Source organism: Plantibacter sp. CFBP 8798, from assembly GCF_014841195.1.
GTDB classification, from domain to species: Bacteria; Actinomycetota; Actinomycetes; order Actinomycetales; family Microbacteriaceae; genus Plantibacter; species Plantibacter auratus.
In genome coordinates this window covers 929,178-951,682 of record NZ_JACYTS010000003.1, presented here as the reverse complement: position 1 = coordinate 951,682, position 22,505 = coordinate 929,178, and the positions used below count along the sequence as shown (strand labels likewise).

At 69.7% G+C, this 22,505-nt stretch carries 24 protein-coding genes; 13 read left to right on the top strand and 11 right to left on the bottom strand.

All coding sequences use genetic code 11. The features are described 5' to 3' along the window. Window positions 1–36: 36 nt before the first annotated feature. Window positions 37–1,074, top strand: a complete 1,038-nt coding sequence (locus tag IFU30_RS17055) for a LacI family DNA-binding transcriptional regulator (protein WP_192006294.1) — start codon at window positions 37–39, stop codon at window positions 1,072–1,074. Between the two features lie 12 nt (window positions 1,075–1,086). On the opposite strand, the gene IFU30_RS17050 is transcribed toward IFU30_RS17055, so the two are convergent. From IFU30_RS17050 to IFU30_RS17040, 3 genes are all read right to left on the bottom strand, one after another. Beyond that, window positions 1,087–2,010 carry an SMP-30/gluconolactonase/LRE family protein gene (locus tag IFU30_RS17050; protein WP_192006292.1) on the bottom strand — a complete coding sequence of 308 codons (924 nt, stop codon included), beginning with the start codon at window positions 2,008–2,010 and terminating at the stop codon, window positions 1,087–1,089. Between the two features lie 29 nt (window positions 2,011–2,039). Then, complete coding sequence (locus tag IFU30_RS17045; protein ID WP_192006290.1) at window positions 2,040–2,471, bottom strand: hypothetical protein; 432 nt, start codon at window positions 2,469–2,471, stop codon at window positions 2,040–2,042. 90 nt (window positions 2,472–2,561) lie between these two features. Next, window positions 2,562–3,002: a GNAT family N-acetyltransferase gene (locus IFU30_RS17040; RefSeq protein WP_191942152.1), complete on the bottom strand. Its 441-nt coding sequence runs from the start codon at window positions 3,000–3,002 to the stop codon at window positions 2,562–2,564. A 158-nt stretch (window positions 3,003–3,160) separates the two neighbouring features. Here IFU30_RS17040 and IFU30_RS17035 point away from each other — a divergent pair, with 158 nt between their 5' ends. The 5 genes from IFU30_RS17035 (at window position 3,161) to IFU30_RS17015 (ending at window position 8,841) form a co-directional block, all read left to right on the top strand. Beyond that, window positions 3,161–4,102 (top strand): aldo/keto reductase, encoded by a 942-nt coding sequence (locus tag IFU30_RS17035; protein ID WP_192006288.1) that lies wholly within the window; start codon window positions 3,161–3,163, stop codon window positions 4,100–4,102. A 228-nt stretch (window positions 4,103–4,330) separates the two neighbouring features. After that, entirely contained in the window at window positions 4,331–6,040 is a 1,710-nt protein-coding gene (locus IFU30_RS17030; protein ID WP_192006286.1) for a circularly permuted type 2 ATP-grasp protein, read from the top strand. Continuing rightward, a complete protein-coding gene (locus IFU30_RS17025) occupies window positions 6,034–6,963 on the top strand; it encodes an alpha-E domain-containing protein (protein ID WP_064295753.1) in 930 nt (309 codons plus the stop codon). The genes IFU30_RS17030 and IFU30_RS17025 overlap by 7 nt, the downstream gene beginning before the upstream one ends. Then, the gene (locus tag IFU30_RS17020) at window positions 6,960–7,805 is read left to right on the top strand and encodes a transglutaminase family protein (protein WP_079706431.1); all 846 of its coding nucleotides are present in this window, start codon (window positions 6,960–6,962) and stop codon (window positions 7,803–7,805) included. The genes IFU30_RS17025 and IFU30_RS17020 overlap by 4 nt, the downstream gene beginning before the upstream one ends. Before the next feature lie 223 nt (window positions 7,806–8,028). Continuing rightward, window positions 8,029–8,841, top strand: a complete 813-nt coding sequence (locus IFU30_RS17015) for a CPBP family intramembrane glutamic endopeptidase (protein ID WP_192006284.1) — start codon at window positions 8,029–8,031, stop codon at window positions 8,839–8,841. Between the two features lie 197 nt (window positions 8,842–9,038). On the opposite strand, the gene IFU30_RS17010 is transcribed toward IFU30_RS17015, so the two are convergent. After that, complete coding sequence (locus IFU30_RS17010) at window positions 9,039–9,332, bottom strand: DUF4287 domain-containing protein (protein ID WP_192006282.1); 294 nt, start codon at window positions 9,330–9,332, stop codon at window positions 9,039–9,041. Window positions 9,333–9,459: 127 nt separating this feature from the next. Between IFU30_RS17010 and IFU30_RS17005 the strand changes: the two genes are divergently transcribed. Both IFU30_RS17005 and IFU30_RS17000 read left to right on the top strand, forming a co-directional pair. Further along, window positions 9,460–9,840 (top strand): DUF3054 domain-containing protein, encoded by a 381-nt coding sequence (locus tag IFU30_RS17005; protein WP_124767594.1) that lies wholly within the window; start codon window positions 9,460–9,462, stop codon window positions 9,838–9,840. A 28-nt stretch (window positions 9,841–9,868) separates the two neighbouring features. After that, window positions 9,869–10,798: a methyltransferase family protein gene (locus tag IFU30_RS17000; protein ID WP_192006280.1), complete on the top strand. Its 930-nt coding sequence runs from the start codon at window positions 9,869–9,871 to the stop codon at window positions 10,796–10,798. A 115-nt stretch (window positions 10,799–10,913) separates the two neighbouring features. On the opposite strand, the gene IFU30_RS16995 is transcribed toward IFU30_RS17000, so the two are convergent. From IFU30_RS16995 to IFU30_RS16985, 3 genes are all read right to left on the bottom strand, one after another. Beyond that, on the bottom strand, window positions 10,914–12,329 hold the full coding sequence (locus IFU30_RS16995; protein WP_192006278.1) for an MFS transporter: 1,416 nt from the start codon (window positions 12,327–12,329) through the stop codon (window positions 10,914–10,916). 5 nt (window positions 12,330–12,334) lie between these two features. Continuing rightward, window positions 12,335–12,787, bottom strand: a complete 453-nt coding sequence (locus tag IFU30_RS16990) for a MarR family winged helix-turn-helix transcriptional regulator (RefSeq protein WP_229939713.1) — start codon at window positions 12,785–12,787, stop codon at window positions 12,335–12,337. A gap of 114 nt (window positions 12,788–12,901) precedes the next feature. Then, complete coding sequence (locus tag IFU30_RS16985; RefSeq protein ID WP_064295772.1) at window positions 12,902–13,960, bottom strand: magnesium and cobalt transport protein CorA; 1,059 nt, start codon at window positions 13,958–13,960, stop codon at window positions 12,902–12,904. Between the two features lie 309 nt (window positions 13,961–14,269). Between IFU30_RS16985 and IFU30_RS16980 the strand changes: the two genes are divergently transcribed. The 4 genes from IFU30_RS16980 (at window position 14,270) to IFU30_RS16965 (ending at window position 18,489) form a co-directional block, all read left to right on the top strand. After that, complete coding sequence (locus IFU30_RS16980; protein WP_192006276.1) at window positions 14,270–15,154, top strand: alpha/beta hydrolase; 885 nt, start codon at window positions 14,270–14,272, stop codon at window positions 15,152–15,154. Between the two features lie 172 nt (window positions 15,155–15,326). Next, window positions 15,327–16,745: an NAD(P)/FAD-dependent oxidoreductase gene (locus IFU30_RS16975; protein WP_342450889.1), complete on the top strand. Its 1,419-nt coding sequence runs from the start codon at window positions 15,327–15,329 to the stop codon at window positions 16,743–16,745. A gap of 57 nt (window positions 16,746–16,802) precedes the next feature. Beyond that, entirely contained in the window at window positions 16,803–17,852 is a 1,050-nt protein-coding gene (locus IFU30_RS16970; protein ID WP_192006274.1) for a lipoate--protein ligase family protein, read from the top strand. A gap of 91 nt (window positions 17,853–17,943) precedes the next feature. Beyond that, a complete protein-coding gene (locus IFU30_RS16965) occupies window positions 17,944–18,489 on the top strand; it encodes a HEAT repeat domain-containing protein (RefSeq protein WP_192006272.1) in 546 nt (181 codons plus the stop codon). A gap of 72 nt (window positions 18,490–18,561) precedes the next feature. Here IFU30_RS16965 and IFU30_RS16960 read toward each other — a convergent pair whose 3' ends face one another. The 3 genes from IFU30_RS16960 to IFU30_RS16950 are packed head-to-tail and all read right to left on the bottom strand — an operon-like array spanning window position 18,562 to window position 20,378. Then, window positions 18,562–19,062 carry a hypothetical protein gene (locus IFU30_RS16960; protein ID WP_079706439.1) on the bottom strand — a complete coding sequence of 167 codons (501 nt, stop codon included), beginning with the start codon at window positions 19,060–19,062 and terminating at the stop codon, window positions 18,562–18,564. 41 nt (window positions 19,063–19,103) lie between these two features. Next, a complete protein-coding gene (ppk2, locus tag IFU30_RS16955) occupies window positions 19,104–20,024 on the bottom strand; it encodes a polyphosphate kinase 2 (protein WP_124767589.1) in 921 nt (306 codons plus the stop codon). Window positions 20,025–20,084: 60 nt separating this feature from the next. Further along, complete coding sequence (locus IFU30_RS16950; RefSeq protein WP_071260637.1) at window positions 20,085–20,378, bottom strand: GNAT family N-acetyltransferase; 294 nt, start codon at window positions 20,376–20,378, stop codon at window positions 20,085–20,087. Window positions 20,379–20,448: 70 nt separating this feature from the next. On the opposite strand from IFU30_RS16950, the gene IFU30_RS16945 reads away from it, so the two are divergent. After that, a complete protein-coding gene (locus IFU30_RS16945) occupies window positions 20,449–21,315 on the top strand; it encodes a DNA-methyltransferase (protein ID WP_079706442.1) in 867 nt (288 codons plus the stop codon). 77 nt (window positions 21,316–21,392) lie between these two features. Here the strand turns inward: IFU30_RS16945 and IFU30_RS16940 are convergent, their stop codons facing one another. Continuing rightward, window positions 21,393–22,406: a LacI family DNA-binding transcriptional regulator gene (locus tag IFU30_RS16940; RefSeq protein WP_192006270.1), complete on the bottom strand. Its 1,014-nt coding sequence runs from the start codon at window positions 22,404–22,406 to the stop codon at window positions 21,393–21,395. Window positions 22,407–22,505 lie beyond the last annotated feature (99 nt).

The following is a 22,505-nucleotide window of genomic DNA, read 5'->3' as shown; positions in this document are numbered from 1 at the left end:
GCCCGCAGCGCCGCAGGACGACAGGAGGGGTTGAGCATGGGACGAGTCGGAATCCGCGAGGTCGCGACGCTCGCCGACGTGTCCATGGGCACGGTCTCCCACTACATCAACCACCCCGACCGCGTCTCGCCCGAGAAGCAGGAGCGCATCCAGCGGGCGATCGACCAGCTCGGGTTCGTGCGGAACAACGCCGCCTGGCAGCTCCGTCTCGGACGGAGCGGCACCATCGCGTACATCGCGCCGGACGTCAGCAACCCGTTCTTCGCGACCATCGCCGAGGGGGTGGAGCAGCGCGCGGCCGAAGACGGTCTCTCGGTGTTCATCGCCAACTCGAACCGGAGTCGTGAGCGCGAGGACGCCTATCTCGGCATGTTCGAGGCGCAGCGCGTGCAGGGCATGCTCGTCGCCTCCCACGAGTCCGTCGAGGAGCGGTTGACGAGCATCCGGCAGCGGGGCATCCCGTCGGTTCTCGTCGGGCAGCTCGCATCGTCACCGGACCAGCCGTCGGTGTCGGTCGACGACGTCCGTGGTGGGTTCCTCGCCGCGGAGCACCTGCTGCAGACCGGTCGTCGCCGGCTCGCGTTCGTCGGTGGTCCGCTCGGCATCCGTCAGGTCGCCGATCGGTTCGAGGGTGCGAGTTCCGCCGTCGCTGCGGTTCCGGGAGCCACGCTGGAGGTGATCGCGGGCACGGAGCGCACGATCGCCGAGGGGCGCGAGCTCGGACGAGCGATCGCCGCACGAACGGTCGACGCCCGTCCCGACGCCGTCTTCGCGGTCAACGACCTGCTGGCGCTCGGCATCATGCAGACGCTCGTGGTCGAGCACGGGGTCCGGGTGCCCGAGGACATCGCGATCGTCGGCTATGACGACATCGAGTTCGCGGAGTCGTCGATCATCCCCCTCACCTCGGTGCGGGCGCCGCACGAGGGTTTCGGTGTCGCCGCCGTCGAGCTGCTCCTCCTGGAGTTCGCCGTCGCCGACGGTGCCCCCGTCCCGCCTCCGTCATCCCGCCACATCGTCTTCGCCCCTGAACTCGTCCCCCGGGCCAGCTCGCGAACTGTCACCAACCGCTAGTCCAGCGCCCCGTCACTGTGCTGGAGTGACAGTTCGCGGGCTTTGGCGGGTGGCGGTTCGGATTCGGTAGAGAGATGTGCTGGCCGTGATGTAGAGGGTGCGGCCGTCGGGGTCGCCGAAGCAGACGTTCGCGGTGCGCTCCGGGACCGGGATGCGCAGGATGGTCGCGCCGGACGGGTCGAAGACCTCGACGCCGTCGCCCGCCGACGACCAGACGTTGCCGTCGACGTCGATCCGGAAGCCGTCGGACGCGGGAACCGCGGTGCTCGCGAAGGTGCGACCGGGGGTGTCGCCGGCGACGACCGAGACGCCGTCTGCTGCGACGTCGTAGGCCGCGATCCGGCGGGCGGCGGTGGCGGTGTCGGACACGTACAGGATCGACTCGTCGGGTGAGAACGCGAGCCCGTTCGGGTGCACCATCGCCGTGATCACCGGCTCGATCGCTCCGGTGTCCGGCTCGAAGCGGAAGACGTAGCACCCGCCGTACTCCTGCTCGCCGGGGTGGCCCTCCTCTCCGCTGGCGTCGATGCCGTAGGGCGGGTCGGTGAACCAGATCGAGCCGTCGGAGTGCACGACGACGTCGTTCGGGGAGTTGAAACGGCCGCCGGCCCAGCGGTCGACGAGCGTGACCGGGCCGTCGGGCCCCTCGATCTCGACCGCGCGGCGCCCGTGACTGCACTGCACGACCCGGCCCTCGCGGTCGATCGTGCGCCCGTTCGTGTACTCGGCGCCGTCGCGGAACACGGCCGTCTCACGGGTCGCGGTGTCGAACTCGAGGATGCGGTCGTTCGGGATGTCGCTCCAGCGCACGCGGCCGGTCTCCGCGATCCACGCGGGCCCCTCGCTCCAGATCGCGCCCGTGTACAGGTGCTCGAGGACAGCGCCCTCGGCGAGCAACGGGGATGAGGCGGGCATCGTGACATCGGCGTCGGTCATGACACCCAGCCTATTCGGCAGGTGCCGGTCTACGCCGGGTCGACGGGGGAGGAGCCGAGGTTGCGGGCGCTCGGTCGGGTGACGGGCGGCTCGACGATCGACTCCAGGAAGGCCCACGCGTCCATGCGCCAGCGGTCACCGGCGACGTCGATCGCCTCGATCCGGAACGGTGGCGTGAGGATCGCGTCCCAGTCGATCGAGTCGAGGACGCGTCGCGGGATCATCTCGTCGACGTACGGTGCCTCACGCTCCGGATCCGGTGCGACCTCGGGGGCGTCGTCGTCGACGAGGACCTCGAGCCGGTCGATCATCGCGTCGTCGAACGCCTGCATGCGGGTCACGAGCGTCTGGAGTTCGTCGGGTTCGAGACCGGCGACGAGTTCGAGCAGATAGGCGCGCCCCGGATACGCCTCCGCGGGCACGTCGACGATGTTGTACCGGCCGTCGTCGGAGATCCACATACGTCAACGCTAGCCCGTCGCGGCTGGAGGCCTGCGGTGAGGTGCATCGATTCGTCCTCGAGTCACCGTCGCGCGACGCGTCTCCGCACCTCAGGCGGTCGGCACCTGGCTCGGGTGGACGGGGAGCTGCGCGGCTGGACGGACGAGCGCCGTCGGGCCGGGATCGGTGAACCCGAACTGCTCGTAGAGGCCGTGCGCGTCGCTCGTGAAGAGTGTCCACCGGAAGTGCGCGCCGGGACCGTCGTCGATCATGGCCTGCACGATCCGCTTACCGAGACCGTGGCCCCGGTGTGCTTCGTGGACGATGACGTCAGCGAGGTAACCGAAGCCGAGTCCGTCGGACACCGCCCGAGCGAAGCCGACCTGTGCGCCGGTCTCCTCCTCGTACACGCCGATCACGCGCCAGGCGTCGTCGATCTGTGCCTCGACGTCGGTTCGGCTGCGCCATTTGGCCCAGTAGACCTCACGGAGCAGGGCCCACACGGCGTCCCGGTCGATGCGGTCCTTCGAGTCGTCGATGCGGTAGCCCATCGGCCCACTGTAGGACGGTCGGTGCCGGGCCGTGGAGAGCCAGTCCGGCCTCGGCGGCCCGCTCGTCATCGGGCGACACGACGGAATAGTCGAGCCGTCTGCGGGCTTAGCGTGAGGAGAAGTACCAGCGATGCACCGAACCTCTGGAGGATCATCAGATGACTCACGCCCGCACCACCCTCGGAACGTCCGACCTGTCCGTCTTCCCGCTGAACCTCGGCGGCAACGTGTTCGGCTGGACCGCCGACCGGCAGACCTCGTTCGACATCCTCGACGCCTTCGTCGCGGGCGGTGGCAATTTCATCGACACCGCCGACGGCTACTCCGCGTGGGTGCCCGGCAACACCGGCGGAGACTCCGAGCGACTCATCGGCGAGTGGCAGGAACTCCGCGGTAACCGCGACGAGCTCGTCATCGCGACGAAGGTCAGCCAGCACCCCGACTTCAAGGGCCTCGCGGCCGACAACATCCTGAAGGCCGCCGACGCCTCGCTCGAGCGCCTCCGCACCGACCACATCGACCTCTACTACGCGCACTTCGACGACGAGTCCGTGCCGTTGGAGGAGACGGTGACCGCGCTGTCGTCGCTCGTCGACGCCGGCAAGGTCCGCTACCTCGGCATCTCCAACTACTCCGCAGCGCGCATCGCCGAATGGTTCGAGATCGTCGAGGCGAAGGGTCTCCACCGCCCGATCGCGCTCCAGCCGCACTACAACCTCGTCGAACGCGACTTCGAGGGGGAGCTGCGCACGATCGCCGAGCGCGAGCAGCTCGCCGTGCTGCCGTACTTCTCGCTCGCGAAGGGCTTCCTGACGGGCAAGTACCGCGAGGGGGCACAGGTCGACAGCGTCCGCGCCGAGGGTGCCCAGGCCTACCTGGCCGACCACGCCGCGCTCCTGCCGGTCCTCGACGAGGTCGCCGCCGCCCACGGCGTCTCGGTCGCGACGGTCTCGCTCGCGTGGCTCCGCTCGCAGCCGACCGTCGCCGCTCCCATCGCGAGTGCCCGCACGGTCGAGCAGCTGCCCGACCTCCTCGCCTCCGCGACGCTCGAGCTCTCCGCAGACGAGCTGGCCGCCCTCACCGCCGCCTCGGTCGCGTAGGGCTCGCTTCACCCCGCCGGTCCCTGAGCGACCTCCTTCTGTCCCTGAGCGACCTCCTTCGGTCCCTGAGCTTGTCGAAGGGCGCACCTCGACAAGCTCGGTGACCGGTGGGTGGCTCGGTGGCCGGTGGGGTGGCCCGGTGGCCGGTGGGGTGGCTCGGTGGACGGTGGGGCGTCCTCTCCGCGCTCCGAAACACCCCGGCAACATGTGTCCCGGTAGAGTCGGCCCATGGGTGACCTGTTCAACGGCTATGGCGGCACGCTCGCCCCGCGCAAGACTCCGGGCGGCGTTCCCGCGTTCGACGAGATGTTCGGCGAGGCGGCGGAACACGCGGGTGGCGCGACCGCCAGGCGGGCGTATCAGGAGATCTACAGCTCCCTCGCACGGATGACCCAGGAGGAGCTCCGAGGCCGCACCGACGCCCTCGCCAGCTCCTACCTCGCCCAGGGCGTGACCTTCGACTTCGCCGGCGAGGAGCGTCCGTTCCCGCTCGACGCGGTCCCGCGAGTGATCGAGCAGCAGGAGTGGACGCAGGTCGAGGCCGGCATCAAGCAGCGTGTCAAGGCGCTCGAGGCCTTCCTCGCCGACGTCTACGGCCCGCAGCTCGCCGTACGCGACGGCGTCATCCCCGCGAAGCTCATCTCCTCGTCGTCGCACTTCCACCGGCAGGCCTACGGGATCCAGGCGGCGAACGGCGTCCGCATCCAGGTCTCCGGCATCGACCTCATCCGCGACGAGCACGGTCAGATGCGTGTCCTCGAGGACAACGTCCGGGTGCCGTCGGGCGTCAGCTACGTCATCTCCAACCGTCGTGTGATGGCGCAGACGCTCCCCGAGCTGTTCGTGTCGATGCGCGTCCGTCCGGTCGGCGACTACCCCAACAAGCTTCTGCAGGCGCTGCGTGCGTCGGCCCCGCCCGGCGTCGAGGACCCGAACGTCGTCGTCCTCACCCCCGGCGTGTACAACTCCGCGTACTTCGAGCACACGCTGCTCGCGCGGCTCATGGGCGTCGAGCTCGTCGAGGGCCGCGACCTCTTCTGCTCCGGCGGCAAGGTCTTCATGCGCACGACCGCCGGGCCCACGCGCGTCGACGTCATCTACCGCCGTGTCGACGACGAGTTCCTCGACCCGCTGTCGTTCCGCGCCGACTCCATGCTCGGTTCGCCCGGGCTCATGCTCGCCGCGCGCCTCGGCAACGTGACCATCGCGAACGCGGTCGGGAACGGTGTCGCCGACGACAAGCTCGTCTACACGTACCTGCCCGACCTCATCAAGTACTACCTCGCGGAGGACGCGATCCTCCCGAACGTCGACACCTGGCGTCTCGAGGACCCGCTCGCCCTCGAGGAAGTGCTCGACCGCCTGGACGAGCTCGTCATCAAGCCCGTCGACGGCTCCGGCGGCAAGGGCCTCGTCGTGGGTCCGGACGCGTCGAAGGAGGAGCTCGCGACCCTCAAGACGAAGCTGCAGGAGGACCCGCGCGGCTGGATCGCGCAGCCGGTCGTCATGCTCTCCACCATCCCGACGCTCGTCGAGGACGGCATGCGTCCCCGCCACGCCGACCTGCGACCGTTCGCGGTGAACGACGGCAACGACGTCTGGGTGCTGCCAGGCGGCCTGACGCGTGTCGCCCTCCCCGAGGGGCAGTTGGTCGTGAACTCCAGCCAGGGCGGCGGCTCGAAGGACACCTGGGTCGTCGGACGTCCGTTCGACCCCAACGCGGCGCCCGAGGCGTCCTCGCACGACATCCAGGGTCTCGTCGCCGAGCAGGCCACGACCGAGACGACGTCGATCCCGATCATCTACGACCACGGCACGACCCCCGAGCACTCGCCCCAGGACCGTCCGGCCGGCAACCAGGACCAGCAGGAGCAACAGCAGCAGACGCTCGCCGAGCCCGCTGCCGACGGGTCGACGCAGGAGGACGCATCATGCTGAGCCGCATCGCCGAGAGCCTCTTCTGGATCGGCCGCTACATCGAACGCAGTGACGGTACCGCGCGCATCCTCGACGTCCACCTGCAGCTGCTGCTCGAGGACCCGTGGATCGACGAGGACACCGCCTGCCGGTCGCTGCTGTCCGTCATGGGCAGCGACGCGCCCGCCGACCAGGAGCTCACCCGCCAGGACGTCCTCGCGCAGCTCGCCGTCGACCGCACGCACCCGGCGTCGATCGCCTACTCGCTCGGCGCCGCCCGCGAGAACGCCCGGCGCGCCCGCGAGATCGTGTCGACCGAGCTCTGGGAGTGCCTCAACACGACCCGTGCCCGGATGCCGCGTCGCGTCGCGAGCGACAAGGTGCACGAGTTCTTCGGCTGGGTGCGCGAGCGTTCGGCCCTCGCCGTCGGCATCGTCGACTCCGCCACGAGTCGTGACGACGCCTGGCGCTTCTTCACCCTCGGTCGCAGCCTCGAACGCGCCGACATGACGGCCCGACTCCTGGCGACGCGGTCGCTCACCGAGGCGAGCGGTCCGTCCTGGACGACGATCCTCCGCTCCTGCGGCGCCTACGAGGCCTACCTCCGCACGTACCGCGGCATGCCGAGCGCGAAGAACGCGGCCGAGTTCCTCCTGCTCGACCAGCTCTTCCCCCGGTCGGTCATGTTCTCCATCAGTCGGGCCGAGGAGTGCATGCGCGACCTCGAACCGCGCCGAGGCCGCGTCGGGACGGTTGATTCCGCCCAGCGCCTGCTCGGTCAGATCCGCAGCGACCTCGAGTACCGGCCCATCCAGGACACGCTCGTCGACCTCCCCGGTCGGATGGACGCCGTACAGAACGTCACCAGCCAGGTGTCGGAGGCGATCCGCGAACGCTACTTCCCCACTCATGCGGTGCCCGCGTGGATCGGAGAGAACTCATGACCCGGCTCCACATCAAGCACAGCACGGGCTTCTCCTACGGCGGCAAGGTCAACGCGTCGTACAACGAGGCGCGCATGCTGCCGGTGACGACCGAGGACCAGTACGTCCTGTACTCGCACATCGACATCCAGCCCGGGGCGTCGCAGTCGACGTACACCGACTACTGGGGCATGAAGGTCTCGGCGTTCGAGGTGCTGACGCCGCACGAGGAGCTCTCGCTCACGGCGACGAGCCTCGTCGAGGTCCGGCCGCGCAAGCATGAGCCGCACCCGACCGGCTGGGAGCAGCTCGACATCGCGACCCAGGCCGCCGTGACCCGGGTGGAGCACCTGGAACAGACACGACGGACGACCCCGCCGGACGACCTCGTCGAGCTCGCCCGGACCATCGCCGACCGCTACGAGAGCCCGTGCGAGGCCGCGATGGCCATCAGCCGGGAGATCGGCGAGCAGATGGACTACGTGCAGGGCGTCACGAGTGTGTACTCGACCGCTGCCGAGGCGTGGGCGAACCGCAAGGGCGTCTGTCAGGACATCACGCACATCGTCCTCGGAGCGCTGCGCTCGGTGGGGATCCCGGCCCGCTACGTGTCGGGGTACCTGCACCCGAAGCCGCATGCGGCGATCGGCGAGACGGTGACGGGGGAGTCGCACGCGTGGGTCGAGTGGTTCTGCGGTGACTGGCGTGGATTCGACCCGACCAACATGGTCGACGTGGGCGAGCGTCACGTCCTCATCGGGCGGGGTCGTGACTACGGTGACGTCTCCCCACTCCGTGGGGTGTACGCGGGCCCCTACCGCTCGAAGCTCTTCGTGAAGGTCGAGATCACCCGAGAGGCCTGACCCGGGTGCACCGCGGGGAGACCCTCCTCGGTGGATGCGCCAGCGCGGTGCGCTGGCGTGAGCGCGGGTCATGCGCGTGAGCGCGGGTCTCCGGAGCGTCGCGCTCACGCGCTGGCCCCGCGGTGGTGCCCGTTCGGGCGCTCTCGTGTCAGCGCACCGCGCCGACGCCCACAACCCCGCGGTCGCCCCAGCGCCCCGCGCCGGCACCCGTAGGATCGACGGCATGCAGACCGAGATGATCGTCCCGGCCCGCCGCCCGATGAAGCTGATCCCCGCGGTGCTGCTCGCCGCGTCCGCGTTCTGCCTCTTCGGCCTCATGCAGCCGCTCGCCGGCTACCCGCTGCTCGTCGCCGCCCTCGTCGCCGCGATCCTCATCGACCGAGCCCTCGCACAGGACCTGTTCCTCATCGCCATCGGGATCGGCATCGTGTCGACCACGTCGGTGGAGGCCGACGTCTCCTGGCCGAGCTTCTTCCGGATCGGCACCGTGCTGCTGCTGGCGGTCGGTGTCCCGTTCCTCATCGACCGCTTCGTGTACCGGCGGAAGGCGATCACGTTCCCCTGGCGGAGTCGCGAGAAGAAGACGAAGGGCGAGATCGCGTACCTGTTCGCCGTCCCGCTCCTCGGTTGGGCGATCCTGCCGTTCTACTTCATCCGATCCGGCGCCTACGAGAACTGGCCGGTGATCAGCGACGCCGGGGAACTCGGCCGGTTCTTCGTCGGCGTCAACGCGGTCGGCACGTGGGATGAACTGTTCTTCATCTGCACCTGCTTCGCCCTGCTGCGACGGCACTTCCCGGTCTGGCAGGCGAACCTGCTGCAGGCCGTCATCTTCGTGTCGTTCCTCTGGGAACTCGGTTACCGGTCATGGGGTCCGCTGCTGACGTTCCCGTTCGCGCTGCTGCAGGGCTACCTGTTCTCGAAGACGCGGTCGCTCGGCTACATCCTCGCGGTCCACCTGCTCTTCGACGCGATCGTCTTCCTCGCGATCGTGCACGCGCACCATCGCGACTGGATTCCGATCTTCTGGTACTGAGCGGTGTGTCCGCCCGCCCGCGCGGTGCGCTGACGCGAATGTCGGTGTCCCGGACCCAGCGCGGAGCGCTGACGCGAGCGGCGGTGTTCAGGCTTCAGCGCGGGTCTGGCGGGTGAGCGCGGGGCTCCAGAGGGGCGCGCTCACGCGCCAGACCCGCGCTCGCGTCAGCGCACCGCGCTGGCAGCAACCCGGGCAGGTCAGCTAGCGGCGGGCTTCGTCGCCGCTCCGTCGAGCCAGAGTTCGGTCGACTCGTCGCGGTGCACCCCGTCGGTGCCGACGTGCTTTTCGCTGATCGTCGGACCGTTCTTGATGACGTGCACGAGCGCCATCCCATGACCCCGGCCGAGCTCGTAGTCCGTCTTCAGCCACTCGAGGATCTCGCCTGCCTTGGTCGACGCGTCGAAGCCGCGGGCGTTCGCCTCGTCGACGAGCTCACGCGGGGTCTTACCGGTCTTCGCCTCGGCGGCATCGAGATAGGCCTGGAACGACATGACGGCTCCTTCGTCGATCGGGTGTCAGCGCCATCGTAGCCAGCGACGGCACCGAGCGACAGACCCCGCAGCGCGCCATGCGGCCACCCTCCAGGGTGGGCGGCGGCGACGCCAATAGGGTGAGGGGATGGACCGCCCCAGCAGGACCCCCGCCGGATTCGCCGCGACCGTCGGCATCGACCTCCTCGCCGTCATCGTGTTCGTCCTCATCGGCCGCGCCAGCCACGGCGAAGGCATCCTCGGACTCCTCGTGACGCTGTGGCCGTTCGCCGTCGGACTCCTCGTCGGACACGTCCTCGCGCTCGTCCTCGGTCAGCGCGAGACCCGCTCCGTCCGCTGGGCCGGCGTCGTCGTCTGGGTGTCGACCGTCGTCGTCGGGATGGTGCTGCGCGCGGTCTCCGGCCAGGGCGTCCAACTCAGCTTCGTCATCGTGACCGTCCTGGTCCTCGCCGCACTCCTCCTGGGTTGGCGCCTCGTCGCGTGGCTCATCGCCCGCCGACGTCGATGACGCCGCCGACACCGCCACCGACGATCGCATGAGCGCCGAGCGCTGGGGGCGCTGGTACTTCGCCGTGCAGGCCCTCGCCGGCGCAGCATGGTGGGTGTCGGTGTTCCTCGTCCCGCCCGTCCGTGCGGCGACGCTCGGCAGCCTCGACCCCGTCGTCACGGCCGTGCTCGACGTCCCACTCTTCGTCGTCGCCTCGGCGCTCGCCGCATGCGCCATCCGATGGGCGGCGATCCTCGCGACCGGATGGACGCTGCTGGTCACCGTGTCACTGGGGATCTTCGCGGCCGCGACCCAGGAGGCGGGGATCGGCGCCCTGCTGATGGTCGGCGCCGCGGTCGGCTCGGTCACGGCACTCGCGCTCGTCCTCACCGGCGGGATCCCGAGAGCGTGGATCGCCATCGGGCCGTTCGCGTTCCGCCCAGCCGATGCGTCGGCGTCGACCGGTTCGCAACTCGTGAGGACCGCCGTCGAGATCGTCGCGTTCTGGGGCGTCTTCCTCGCGGTGATCCCCGCCGTCCTGCGGTTCTTCGAGCTGCGGTGGCGGGTCGCGATCGCCCTGCCGCCGGGTGCGGAGCAGCTCGCCGTCATCGCCGGCATCGTCGTCGTAGTGCTCGGGAGCGTCGTCGGGCTCTGGTCCGCAGCCGCGATGGCGACGACCGGGGGTGGGACGCCACTGCCCGCCGCGATGCCGAACCGGCTCGTCATCGCCGGACCGTATCGCTTCGTCCGCAATCCGATGGCCGTCGGCAGTATCGTCCAAGGCGTAGGCGTCGGACTCCTGCTGTCGTCCTGGATCGTCGTCGTCTACGCGGTCTTCGGCGCCGTCGTCTGGAACGTCCTGGTCCGGCCGGTCGAAGAGGCCGACCTCGAGGCGCGCTTCGGCGAGCCGTACCGCCGCTACCGCGAGGACCTGCGGTGCTGGGTCCCGAGCGTCCGTCCGGTGGCGGCTCGTTCGTAACTCCTGCTGCCGGTGACGGCCGACCGCGTCGCCCGCCGCCCCGCCCGCCCGGGAGCCCCGGCGGTCGCAGGATGCAGGAGTTGTGAACGCCGAGCGGGTCGGAGCGGAGGACCGTCTAGCGGCGGGAGCCGGTGAGGGTCGTCGACTCGTCGACCGGCGACGATTCGGGACGCGACTCCGAACGCGGCTCGGGCGCCTTCGCGCGCGACTTCGGCTTCGGCAGCGGGATCGGCGAGGTGAGCGCGATCTGCTCCGAGAAGTCCTCCGGCGTGACCGGGGAGACGACGCCGTCGTGGGTGAACTGCAGGCGCCAGCGGGAGTCGGGCGCCACGCGCAGGCGGAGGTGATGACGGAACACCCCGTAGGCCAGGCCGGTGGCGCAGGCGGCGAAGCCGGCGAGTGCGCCCAGGCCGAGCGCCCAGCGCGGCCCGAAGGTGTTCGCCACCCACCCGACGATGGGCGCGCCGATCGGGGTGCCACCCATGAGGATCGCCATGTACAGCGCCATCACCCGGCCACGGACGGCCGCCTCGGTGCTCGTCTGCACGAGTCCGTTCGCGGTGGTCAGGAGCGTCACCGTCGAGAAGCCGACGAGGATCAGCACGGCGGCGAACGACCAGTAGCTCGGCATGAACGCGGCCGTGAGTGCAGCGACCCCGAAGAGCCCGGCCGCGCCGACGATCATCCGCATCTGGGCCTTCGCCCGCCGCGCCGCGAGGAGTGCCCCGGTCAGGGAACCGATCGCGAGCACCGACGAGAGGATGCCGTACTCGCCAGCTCCCTTGCCGAACTCGACGGCCATGGTCGAGGCGAAGATCGGGAAGTTCATGCCGAACGCGCCCATGATGAACACGATCACGAAGATGACCATGAGGTCCGGCCGCCCGCGGACGTAGCGGAAGCCCTCGACGAACTGTCCTCGAGCCCGAGGTGGGCGCGGCGCGCGACGGAGCTTGCCGGTGCGGAGTGCCAACAGGGCGCCGATGACGCCGAGGAACGTGAAGGCGTTCACGACGAACACCCACCCGGAGCCGATCGCGACGATGAGGAGACCGGCGATGGCGGGGCCGACCATGCGCGCCGCGTTGAAGGACGCCGAGTTGAGCGCGACGGCGTTCGACATGTTGTGCTCGTCGACGAGCTCGGAGACGAAGGTCTGCCGGGCCGGGCCGTCGACGGCGTTGATGATGCCGAGGGCCAGCGCGAAGAGGTACATGTGCCACAGCTCGGCGTGACCGAAGATGAGCAGGGCGCCGAGCGCTGCGGCCAGGAGCATGAGGCTCGACTGGGTGAGGATGAGGATCTTCCGCTTGTCGAAGCGGTCGGCGATGAGACCGGTGATCGGCACGAGGACGAGCTGCGGTCCGAATTGCAGGGCCATGGTGGCGCCGACGGCCACGGCGTCGTTGTCGGTGAGGTCGGTCAGCACGACCCAGTTCTGGGTGGTGGCCTGCATCCAGGCGCCGACGTTCGACACAAGGGCGCCGATGAACCAGATGCGGTAGTTGACGCTGGACAGGGAACGGAACATTGCACTCACTGGGTGGCGAGTCTCCTCATGATCTCGGCTGCGCGGGCGAGGGTGTCGCGTTCGTCCGGGGTGAGCGCGCGCAGCTGCTGGGTGATCCACGCGTCGCGTTTCCGGACGGTCTCGGTGACGGTGGTGTGGCCCGCTTCGGTGAGGGCGATGGTGACCTTCCGGCGGTCGGCCGCGTCGGTTTCTCGGGTGACGTACCCGGCCTCTTCGAGGCAGTTGACGGTGCGATTCATGGATGGCGCGGACACGCGGTCGCGTTCGGCCAGTGCCCGCAGGGTTGCGGAGCCCTCTTTGTAGAGCCCTCCGAGGACGGAGAACTGCGGATCGCTGAGGTCGTCGACCGACTTCTCCCCACGCAGTCGTCTCGCGAGCCGGAAGGTGCCCATCCGGAGTTCGGACGCCTGCTCGGCGATCGTCAGTGCCCTGGTCTTCGTTGCTGCTCCGCTTGCCACGATTCATTAGCCTAGCAAATTAGCCACCCTAAGTAAACCCGCGAACTGTCACCAACCGACAGTGCACGGGGTTCAGGACTGACCGTTGGTGACAGTTCGCGGGCTGGGGTGCGGTCAGAGCCAGCGGCGCGCTCGGAAGATGGCGTAGAGAGTGCCGGAGAGGACGAGCATCGCTCCGATCGCGACCGGGTAGCCGAACTGCCAGTGGAGCTCCGGCATGTCGTCGAAGTTCATGCCGTAGACGGTGCCGATGAGTGTCGGGGCGAAGAGGATCGCCGCCCAGGAGGAGATCCGCTTGATCTCCTCGTTCTGCGCCAGCGCCGTCTCGCTCATCCGACGCGACTCCTCGTTCTGCGCGAGGCTCGCCTCCGAGAGGCGTCGCATCTCCTCGTTCTGCTGCTGCGTCATGAGCGTCGCGTGCACCGTCAGCGCGTTCCGGAGCAGGTGACGGAAGGAGTCGACGCGCTCCGCGATCCGGAGGGTGTGGTCGAGGACGTCGCGGAAGCCGTTGCGCAGCTCCTCGTCGAGACCGTACTTGTCGGCGCCTTGCAGCAGGCCGTGGAGCATGGCCCGCAGGGGCGTGGTCGCGCGCTGGAACGCGATGACCTGACGCAGCAGCTCGTAGATGCGACGCGAGACGTCCGCAGCGTCGCCGAAGAGCTCGTCCTCGATCTCGTCGATGTCGTTCTCGAGCCCCGCGACGACGGGACCGTAGCCGTCGACGACCTGGTCGAGCACGGCGTGCAGGACGGCGTCGGGGCCGAGCGCGAGGATGTCGGGCCGGGCTTCGAGTCGCCGCCGGACCTGGCCGAGGTCGGGCTTCTCCGCGTGACGGACCGTGACGACGAACCCGGGTCCGACGAACAGGTGCACCTCGCCGAACTCGACCCGCTCCTCCTCGTCCAGGTAGCGTGCCGGACGCAGGACGACGAACAGCGTGTCGCCGTAGCGTTCGAGCTTCGCCCGCTGATGGCCCTTCAGGGCGTCCTCGACGGCGAGCGGATGCAGGTCGAACTCCTGAGCGACGGAGCGGATCTCCGACGGTTCCGGGCGGTACAGACCGATCCAGGCCATGCCCCGCTGTTCGTTGAGGAGCTCGTACGTCGCGTCGAGCGATCGCGGGCTCGCCGAGCGCCGTCCGGTCACGTAGATGCCGTTGTCGATGAGTGCCATGAGGTCTCCGTCCATCGATCGACGGGAACGTGCGGCGGCCGCGCGGGTGCAGGCGATCGCGGTGGATCGCACCCGGGGAGGTGTGAGTGAGGGCGCCTCGGCACCGGCGGTGGCAGCGCCTACCGGGTGAGGGAGGCGAGGCGGTTCGTCGATGCGATGGCGCGGATACTGTCACCAGCCATGGCCGCTCACCTCGCTTCCGTCGAAACCTGCCGGCCCGCCGTTCGGGCCTCGTTCACCGTACGCCTGCCCTCCGGGAACTGCAAACGGACTCGCCACGCCGCCGGGCCGAGGGCCTACGCTGGCGGGATGAGCGAGCAGACCCCGCCACCCGTCGACGACGCGAACCGCCCCGTCGAGCCGCGACCGTATGCGACCGAGACGATCGTCGACGACGACGGCGTCACGGTCTACGTCTACCTGTGGGAGGTGCCGAATCCGCGGGCCGTCGTGCACATCGCCCACGGTGCGGGGGAGCACGCCCTCCGCTACGGTCGCCTCGCCGCACGGCTCAACGACGCGGGGTACACGGTCGCGGCCGACGACCACCGCGGCCACGGTCGCACGGGGCTCGAACACCTCGGCCTCGGCAAGCTCGGCCCGCGGACGACCCGGGGCGCGATCGACTCCGTCGCCGCCGTCGGCCGACACCTGCGGGCCCGCTTCCCCGAGTCGCGGCTCGCCTTGCTCGGGCACAGCTGGGGCTCGCTCATGGCGCAGAAGGTCGTCGCCGAACACGACCTCTACGAGCTCCTCGTCCTCTCGGGCACCTCGCTCGCGATGCCCGGCGTCATCAACGCCGGCGACCTCAACAAGCGCTGGCGGAAGACCGGGAAGACCGGTCTCGAGTGGCTCAACCGCGACCCGGCCGCCTGGGCCGCATTCGCCGCCGACGAGCGCAACTTCGACATCGGCGTCACCCCGGTGTGGAACCCGATCCAGGCGTTCGCCTTCCTCGGTCGCCCGCCGAAGCGTCTGCCGCGCAAGCTGCCCGTACTGATTCTGGGCGGATCCGACGACTCCCTCGGTGGTGTCCGTGGCCTGACCCTCCTCCGCGACGCGTACGTGAAACGGTCGAAGCTGACGGACGTGACGCTCGTCATCTACCCCGAGGCGCGGCACGAGATCTTCAACGAGCTGAACCGCGAGGACGTCGAGCGCGACGTCGTGGAGTGGCTCGACAAGCGCACCTGAGCCGCCCCGGCCCGGCAGCGCCCGCCCCGGTCCGTGAGCGCCCGCTCCGGTCCGTGAGCGCCCGCTCCGGTCCCTGAGCCTGTCGAAGGGCAGCGAACGCCACCACCCGGTGACAAGCTCAGAGGCCGCGGGGTACAGTCGCGGCACCCACACTCGACGCAGAGGAGACCCGGTGACCTCGGACGGACCCACCTACAGCCACCGCAGACGGAACTCGGCGGAGCGCATCGCGCTGTCGCTCGCGGGAGCGAGCACGGTCCCGTACTGGCTCGACAGCCCTGATCGGCCGTCGCCGGAGCCTCGACTCGTCGGCCAGGTCACGGCGGATCTCCTGGTCGTCGGTGGCGGCTATTCCGGACTCTGGACGGCGCTCATCGCCAAGGAGGCCGACCCCTCGCGTGACGTCGTGCTCATCGAGGGCAAGGAGGTCGGCTGGGCGGCGAGTGGCCGGAACGGCGGCTTCTTCGAGGAGAGCCTCACCCACGGCGTCGACAACGGCGAGCGCCACTTCGCCGACGAACTGCCGGAGCTCGATCGCCTGGCGGACGAGAACTTCGACGAGTTCGTAGCCACGCTCGACCGCCTCGGGATCGACGCCGAGTTCGAGCACACGGGTGTGCTCACCGTCGCGACCGAGCCGCACCAGGTGGACGCGCTGCGCGAGGTGTCGGGGGACGGTGTGTTCCTCGATCGCGAGGCTGTCCAGGCACTCGTGCATTCGCCGGTGTACCTGGCTGGTCAGCGCGAGTGGAAGAGCACCGCGCTCGTCCACCCGGCGAAGCTCGCCTGGGGTCTGAAGCGCGCGTGCATCGAGCTCGGCGTGCGGGTCTTCGAGCACACCCCGGCGACCCGGCTGCGGCGCTCGGGCGACGGCGTCGCGGTGACCACGAAGCAGGGCGGGGTACAGGCTCGGCAGGTCGCGCTCGCCACCAACGGCTTCCCGTCGCTCCTCAAGCGCACGGAGCTCCTGACGATCCCCGTGTACGACTACGTGCTCATGACCGAGCCGCTCTCCCCGGAACAGCTCGAGAGCATCGGTTGGACCGACCGCTTCGGCATCGCCGATTCGAGTCGTGAGTTCCACTACTCCCGCCGGTCAGCCGACGACCGCATCCTCTACGGCGGCTTCGACGCGGTCTACCACCGGGGTGGCAGGATCCGACCGGAGCACGATCAGCGCCGCGAGACGTTCGAGACCCTCGCCGACCACTTCTTCACGACCTACCCGCAACTCGACGTCCGGTTCACCCACGCGTGGGGCGGCATGATCGACATGTGTTCGCGGCTGTCGGCGTTCCAAGGCACGGCACTCGGCGGGCGCGTCGCCTACAGCGCCGGGTTCACCGGACTCGGGGTCGGCGCGACGCGCTTCGGGGCGAAGGTCATGCTCGATCTCCTGAGTGGTGAGTCGACCGATCTGACCCGCCTGAAGATGGTGCGGTCCAAACCGATCCCCATCCCGCCGGAGCCCATCGCGAACCCCGCGATCCAGACCGTCCGCCGCGCGGTCGCCCGTTCCGACGCGAACGAGGGCCGCGACGGCATGCTCCTGAAGGTGATGGACCGCTTCGGCATCGGCTTCGACTCCTGACCTGGTTCGACGCCCCTTCCGGGGAATCCGGACGCCGTCCAGGAATAGGCTGGGGGCATGCATGGTGAGTACAAGGTCCCGGGTGGCAAGCTCGTCGTCGTCGATCTCGAGGTGGTCGACGACCGCATCGCGGACTTCCGCCTCGCCGGTGACTTCTTCCTCGAACCCGACGACGCGCTCGCGCTGATCGACCGCGCCGTCACGGGGCTCCCCGCCACCACCGATGCCGCAGGTCTCGCCGCCGCCATCCGCGGTGCGCTGCCGGAGGATGCCGTGCTCCTCGGCTTCACGCCCGAGGCGGTCGCGACGGCCATTCGCCGCTCCCTCGCGAAGGCGACGGGCTGGGGCGACTACGACTGGCAGCTCATCCATGAGGGCTCGGTGTCGCCGCAACTCCACCTCGCGCTCGACGAGGTGCTGACGAACGAGGTCGGCGAGGGCCGCCGCGGTCCGACGCTCCGCATCTGGGAGTGGGACCAGTCGGCGGTCGTCATCGGCAGCTTCCAGTCGCTCAAGAACGAGGTCGACCTCGACAACGCGAAGGCGAACGGCTTCGAGGTCGTCCGCCGCGTCTCCGGCGGTGGCGCGATGATGATGCAGCGCGGTGGCATCATCACCTACTCGCTCTACGTCCCGGCCGAGCTCGTGAACGGCATGACCTTCGCCGGCTCCTACGCCTACCTCGACGACTGGGTGCTCGTCGCTCTGCGTTCGCTCGGCATCGAGGCGACGTACCAGCCGCTCAACGACATCACGAGCCCGTCGGGAAAGATCGGCGGTGCCGCGCAGAAGCGGCTCGGGAACGGCGCCGTGCTGCACCACGTCACGATGAGCTACGACATGGACGGCGAGCTCATGACGCAGGTGCTCCGCATCGGGCGCGAGAAGCTCAGCGACAAGGGCACCACCTCGGCCGCCAAACGCGTCGACCCGCTCCGCAGCCAGACCGGGCTCTCGCGGGCCGAGATCATCGATCGCATGAAGGACACCTTCGTCGAGATCACCGGCGCGACCCCTGGCCATGTCACGGATGCCGAGCGCGCCGCCGCCGAGCAGCTCGTCACCGACAAGTTCGCCACCGACGCCTGGCTCACCCGCGTCCCGTAGCCTGCCGCAGCCCGCGAACTGTCACCAGTGGCGGGTGTGCGGCTGCATCACCCACCGTTGGTGACAGCTCGCGGGCTAGGGTGGGGGGACGATGACAGCGCAGAACGAGACACCCGACCCGTCGACCCCCGCCACGCAGGCCTCCCTCGAGCAGCGGCTCGCCGACGCGGTGGCCGCCGAGAGCGAGACCCGGGTCGTCGAACGCTGCGTGTCCCTCCTCGCCGGTCGCTACGAGGGTGAGGACTTCCTCCGCGTCGTCGGCGGACACCACGCCGAGGGCATCCTCGGCGGAGCGCCCGCGCTGTACTGGCCCGAGCTCTGGGGCACCCGCGCCCTGCTGCACGTGTGGGACGACTCGGCGACCGCGCCCGTCATCGGAGCACTCGGCAATCAGGCCTGGCGCGTCCGCGAGATGGCCGCGCGCGTCTGCGCCGAACGCCGCATCGGCGACGTCGCCGCGATCGCACCACTGCTGAGCGACGACCACGCCCGTGTGCGCGCTGCCGGAGCCCGGGCGCTCGCCGTCGTCGGTGGTGAGGACGCCAAGCCGCTCCTCGAGGCGCTCCTCCGCGACCCCGACCGCGAGGTCCGTCGCGCCGCGCAGCAGTCCGCGAAAGCACTCGCCGCCCGCCGCTGAGCTCGCGAAGGGGCTCGAACGGTGGGTCCCGGACGCTCGACACCAGCCATTCGGGACCCGTCGCGGACCGGACTAGTGGGTGCCGGCCTCGAGCAGGATGATCACGATCCCGAACAGGGCCGTCGCGACGCCGCCGAGGAGACACCACCACCAGCGTGACCCGCGCACCACGAACGCCGCGCACCCGAGTACGAAGAGCATCAGCGTCGACACCTGCAACGCCAGGATCACGGCGTGCTCATGGCTGAGCACGCCGGCGACGCCGAACACGAGCGGGATCGTCGGAAGGACGGCGGACAGGAGCATCCCGGACGACTCCTGGAACCCGTGCCTGATCGACGCGCCGAGCGTCACCAACGCCTCGTGCCGGTCGTCGCCGTGGTGCGCGAGGGCGGCCGAGTAGACGTGCGCGAGCCAGAACACGATGAGGGTCAGTGCACTCGTGATGAGCACCTGCTCGACGTCGTCCTCCTCGTACACACTCGACGCGCCGACGAGGCCGGCGTAGACGACGGTGCCGTAGATCGCGCTCGACGAGGTGAGGCGTCGCAACGGTGACGGTTTCGGCTGCATGATCCAGAGGATAGCGGGCGCTGCGGCCCGGCGTCCCCGGTTCAGTCGCCGAGGTTGCGCTCGCCGCGTTCGTAGACCGAGGCCGCTGGCCCGACGATGTTGGTGTCGGGCGTGCCGACGACCTCGTGGTCCTTGTTGTCGTAGTCGAAGCGGTGCAGCACATGCCGCATCGCCTCGACCCTGGCGCGCTTCTTGTCGTTGCTCTTGACGATCGTCCACGGCGCGTCGGCCGTGTCCGTCGCCTCGAGCATCGCCTCCTTCGCGCGGGTGTAGTCGCCCCACTTGTCGAGTGAGGCGAGGTCCATCGGGGAGAGCTTCCACTGCCGGACCGGGTCGACCTGGCGGATCGCGAAGCGCGTGCGCTGCTCGTCGGCGGAGACGGAGAACCAGAACTTCACGAGGTCGACGCCGTCGCCGACGAGCATCTGCTCGAACAGCGGGGCCTGGCGCATGAACTCGTCGTACTGCGCCGGGGTGCAGAACCCCATTACGCGTTCGACGCCCGCGCGGTTGTACCAGGACCGGTCGAACAGCACGATCTCGCCGGCGGCCGGCAGGTGTTGGACGTAGCGCTGGAAGTACCACTGCGTGGACTCGCGGGTGGTGGGCTTCTCGAGCGCGACGACGCGGGCGCCGCGCGGGTTGAGGTGCTCCGTGAAGCGCTTGATCGTGCCGCCCTTGCCGGCCGCGTCGCGTCCCTCGAACACGACGACCAGCCGACGGTCGTTCGCCTTGATCCAGTTCTGCAGCTTCAGCAGCTCGATCTGGAGCAGTCGCTTGTCGCTCTCGTACTGCTCTCGCGACATGCGCTCGGCGTACGGGTAGCCCTCGCGCCACGTGTCGATGTGGCTGCCGGAGGCGTCGAGCAGGATGGGGTCGTCGTCGTCGACGTCGACCACCTGGTAGCCGTCGACCTGGTCGAGCGCGGGCGGCGGGGCGTAGTGCGAGACGAGCTGCTGCATGGTCGGGACGCTAGTCCCCGCGCGTAACCGTCAGGTGGCCGGTGGGTGACGCGCTGGTGGCTAGCCGGCTGAGCGGGTGAGGAGGTCCTGACGCTCGGGGTGCGCGTCGAACCACTCGCCCACGTACCAGCACATCGGGACGATCCGACGGTCGCTGTGCTGCTCGACGTCGTCGACCGCGTAGGCGACGAGTTCGCCCGCGTACCCCTTGCCGCGGAACGGCGGCGTCGTGAAGGTGCGGGGGAACGAGATCGAGTCGCCCGAGATCCGGTAGTCGACGACGCTCACCAGCTGGCCGTCGACGTGCATGGTGTAGCGCTGGGCATCGGTCTCGTTGGCGAACTCCGTGGTCATACGCGGTACAACGCGCGGGGCCGATCGTTCCTTCCCGGGTGTGCGGGCTGCTGGCTGCCAGAATAGGCACATGTCCCTCGCCGCAGCAGCCGATGAAGTGCCGCTGCGATGGACCCCGGACGGCCCCGACCTCGTCCTCGAGGGCGACAATCTCGACGTCGTGGCGCAGCTGCCCGACGAGTCGTTCACCCTCATCTACCTCGACCCGCCGTTCAACACCGGGCGGGTGCAACGTCGTCACTCCTCGACCTCGGTGCGGACGGCCGAGACGGGGGTGAACCGTTTCGCCGGCTTCAAGGGGCAGGCGTACGAGCGCATCCGCGGCGACCTCCGACGTTTCGACGACGCCTTCGACGACTACTGGGGCTTCCTCGAGCCGCGTCTCGTCGAGGCCTGGCGCGTCCTGGCCGCCGACGGCACCCTCTACCTCCACCTCGACTACCGCGAGGCGCACTACGCGAAGGTGCTCCTCGACGCCCTCTTCGGCCGGGAGTGCTTCCTCAACGAGATCATCTGGGCCTACGACTACGGCGCGAAGGCTCAGAGCCGCTGGCCGACGAAGCACGACACGATCCTCGTCTACGTGAAGGACCCGAAGGGGTACCACTTCGACAACGCGACCGTCGATCGCGAGCCCTACATGGCGCCCGGGCTCGTCACCGCGGAGAAGGCGGCGCGCGGCAAGCTGCCCACCGACGTCTGGTGGCACACGATCGTCTCCCCGACCGGTCGCGAGAAGACCGGCTACCCGACCCAGAAGCCGGAGGGCATCCTGCGTCGCATCGTGCAGGCGTCCTCCCGCGAGGGCGACTGGGTGCTCGACTTCTTCGCCGGCAGCGGCACGACGGGGGCGGTCGCGAAGGCGCTTGGCCGTCGTTACGTCCTCGTCGACGAGAACCCGCAGGCGCTCGAGATCATCCGCGCCCGCCTCTCCTAGCCCGCGAACTGTCAGTTCAGCACAGTCGCTGCGCCCGGGACTGTCGTCTGGTGACAGTTCGCGGGCTGGCGGGAGGGTCAGACGGAGGCGCGCGGGACGAGGCGGGTCGGCATCATCGTGACGCGCTCGATCGGCTCGCCCGCGAGGCGACGGACCAGCACCCTCGCCATCTCGGCGCCGAGGTCGACGGGCGACTGCGCGATCGTCGTAAGCGGCGGTGCGGCGGTCTCACCGTAGCGGTCGTCGTCGTAGCCCACGACGGCGATGTCGCCGGGGATCGTCAGGCCGGCCTCGCGGATGACGGAGTAGGCGCCGGCGGCCATCTGGTCGTTCGCGGCGAAGAGCCCGTCGATAGGCACGCCCCGGGCGAGGAGACGCCGCATCGCGGCAGCGCCGTCGGCCGGGGAGAAGTCGCCCACCTCGACGAGGTCGTGTGGAAGACCCGCGAGCTCGAGCTCCGCACGCCACCCTGCGAGTCGGTCGACCCCACCCGGCATGTCCTGCCGGCCCGCGATCGTCGCGATCCGCGTCCGGCCGGCCTCGATGAGGTGGCGGGCCGCGGTCCTCGCGCCCTCGACGTTGTCGACGTCGACGTACGTGCTGTCGACGACGTCGGCACCCATGGGGCGACCGCCGAACACGATCGGGAGCTCCCGGCCGAGTCGGGTGTACGAGTGGTCGCCACTGTGGTGCGACACGACGAGCGCGCCGTCGACGTTGCCGCCGAGCAGGTAGCGACGGGTCTTCTCGGAGTTCGCCTCACTCGCGATGAGGAGGTTGAGCGTGTAGTCGGTCTCCGCCAGTTCGAGCGCGACGCCCTGCACGACCGACGCGAAGAAGGGGTCCGAGAACACCCGGGCGGTCGACTCCGGAACGACGAGCGCGATGACCTGGGTTCGGCGGGAGGCCAGGGACCGGGCGGCGCGGTTCGGGACGTAGTCGAGCGCGGCGATGGCCTCGTTCACGACGGCGACGACCTCGGCCGTGACCTTCGGTGAGCCGTTGACGACGCGCGACACGGTCGCGCGGGAGACGCCCGCGCGGGCCGCGACCATCTCGAGCGTGGGGGCTCCTTGACCGGACTGCATCATCGTCCCCTTCCGAGCGGGTGAGCGTGTCGAGTGCAGTGTATCGCCGGGCGTCTGGACATCCGTGGCCGGTGCCGCTCCTCAGGAGGTGACCGGCGTGTC

Bases quoted from the DNA above. Each gene is read 5' to 3' on its own strand.
- IFU30_RS17000 (WP_192006280.1), top strand. From the start codon at position 9,869: ATGAGCGCCGAGCGCTGGGGGCGCTGGTACTTCGCCGTGCAGGCCCTC.
- IFU30_RS17040 (WP_191942152.1), bottom strand. From the start codon at position 3,002: ATGGGCTACCGCATCGACGACTCGAAGGACCGCATCGACCGGGACGCC.
- IFU30_RS17020 (WP_079706431.1), top strand. From the start codon at position 6,960: ATGACCCGGCTCCACATCAAGCACAGCACGGGCTTCTCCTACGGCGGC.
- IFU30_RS16985 (WP_064295772.1), bottom strand. From the start codon at position 13,960: ATGGCACTCATCGACAACGGCATCTACGTGACCGGACGGCGCTCGGCG.
- IFU30_RS17025 (WP_064295753.1), top strand. From the start codon at position 6,034: ATGCTGAGCCGCATCGCCGAGAGCCTCTTCTGGATCGGCCGCTACATC.
- IFU30_RS17045 (WP_192006290.1), bottom strand. From the start codon at position 2,471: ATGTGGATCTCCGACGACGGCCGGTACAACATCGTCGACGTGCCCGCG.
- IFU30_RS16980 (WP_192006276.1), top strand. From the start codon at position 14,270: ATGAGCGAGCAGACCCCGCCACCCGTCGACGACGCGAACCGCCCCGTC.
- IFU30_RS17030 (WP_192006286.1), top strand. From the start codon at position 4,331: ATGGGTGACCTGTTCAACGGCTATGGCGGCACGCTCGCCCCGCGCAAG.
- IFU30_RS16960 (WP_079706439.1), bottom strand. From the start codon at position 19,062: ATGCAGCCGAAACCGTCACCGTTGCGACGCCTCACCTCGTCGAGCGCG.
- IFU30_RS16970 (WP_192006274.1), top strand. From the start codon at position 16,803: ATGCATGGTGAGTACAAGGTCCCGGGTGGCAAGCTCGTCGTCGTCGAT.
- IFU30_RS17035 (WP_192006288.1), top strand. From the start codon at position 3,161: ATGACTCACGCCCGCACCACCCTCGGAACGTCCGACCTGTCCGTCTTC.
- ppk2 (WP_124767589.1), bottom strand. From the start codon at position 20,024: ATGCAGCAGCTCGTCTCGCACTACGCCCCGCCGCCCGCGCTCGACCAG.
- IFU30_RS17015 (WP_192006284.1), top strand. From the start codon at position 8,029: ATGCAGACCGAGATGATCGTCCCGGCCCGCCGCCCGATGAAGCTGATC.
- IFU30_RS17010 (WP_192006282.1), bottom strand. From the start codon at position 9,332: ATGTCGTTCCAGGCCTATCTCGATGCCGCCGAGGCGAAGACCGGTAAG.
- IFU30_RS16940 (WP_192006270.1), bottom strand. From the start codon at position 22,406: ATGATGCAGTCCGGTCAAGGAGCCCCCACGCTCGAGATGGTCGCGGCC.
- IFU30_RS16965 (WP_192006272.1), top strand. From the start codon at position 17,944: ATGACAGCGCAGAACGAGACACCCGACCCGTCGACCCCCGCCACGCAG.
- IFU30_RS16950 (WP_071260637.1), bottom strand. From the start codon at position 20,378: ATGACCACGGAGTTCGCCAACGAGACCGATGCCCAGCGCTACACCATG.
- IFU30_RS16945 (WP_079706442.1), top strand. From the start codon at position 20,449: ATGTCCCTCGCCGCAGCAGCCGATGAAGTGCCGCTGCGATGGACCCCG.
- IFU30_RS17005 (WP_124767594.1), top strand. From the start codon at position 9,460: ATGGACCGCCCCAGCAGGACCCCCGCCGGATTCGCCGCGACCGTCGGC.
- IFU30_RS17055 (WP_192006294.1), top strand. From the start codon at position 37: ATGGGACGAGTCGGAATCCGCGAGGTCGCGACGCTCGCCGACGTGTCC.
- IFU30_RS17050 (WP_192006292.1), bottom strand. From the start codon at position 2,010: ATGACCGACGCCGATGTCACGATGCCCGCCTCATCCCCGTTGCTCGCC.
- IFU30_RS16995 (WP_192006278.1), bottom strand. From the start codon at position 12,329: ATGTTCCGTTCCCTGTCCAGCGTCAACTACCGCATCTGGTTCATCGGC.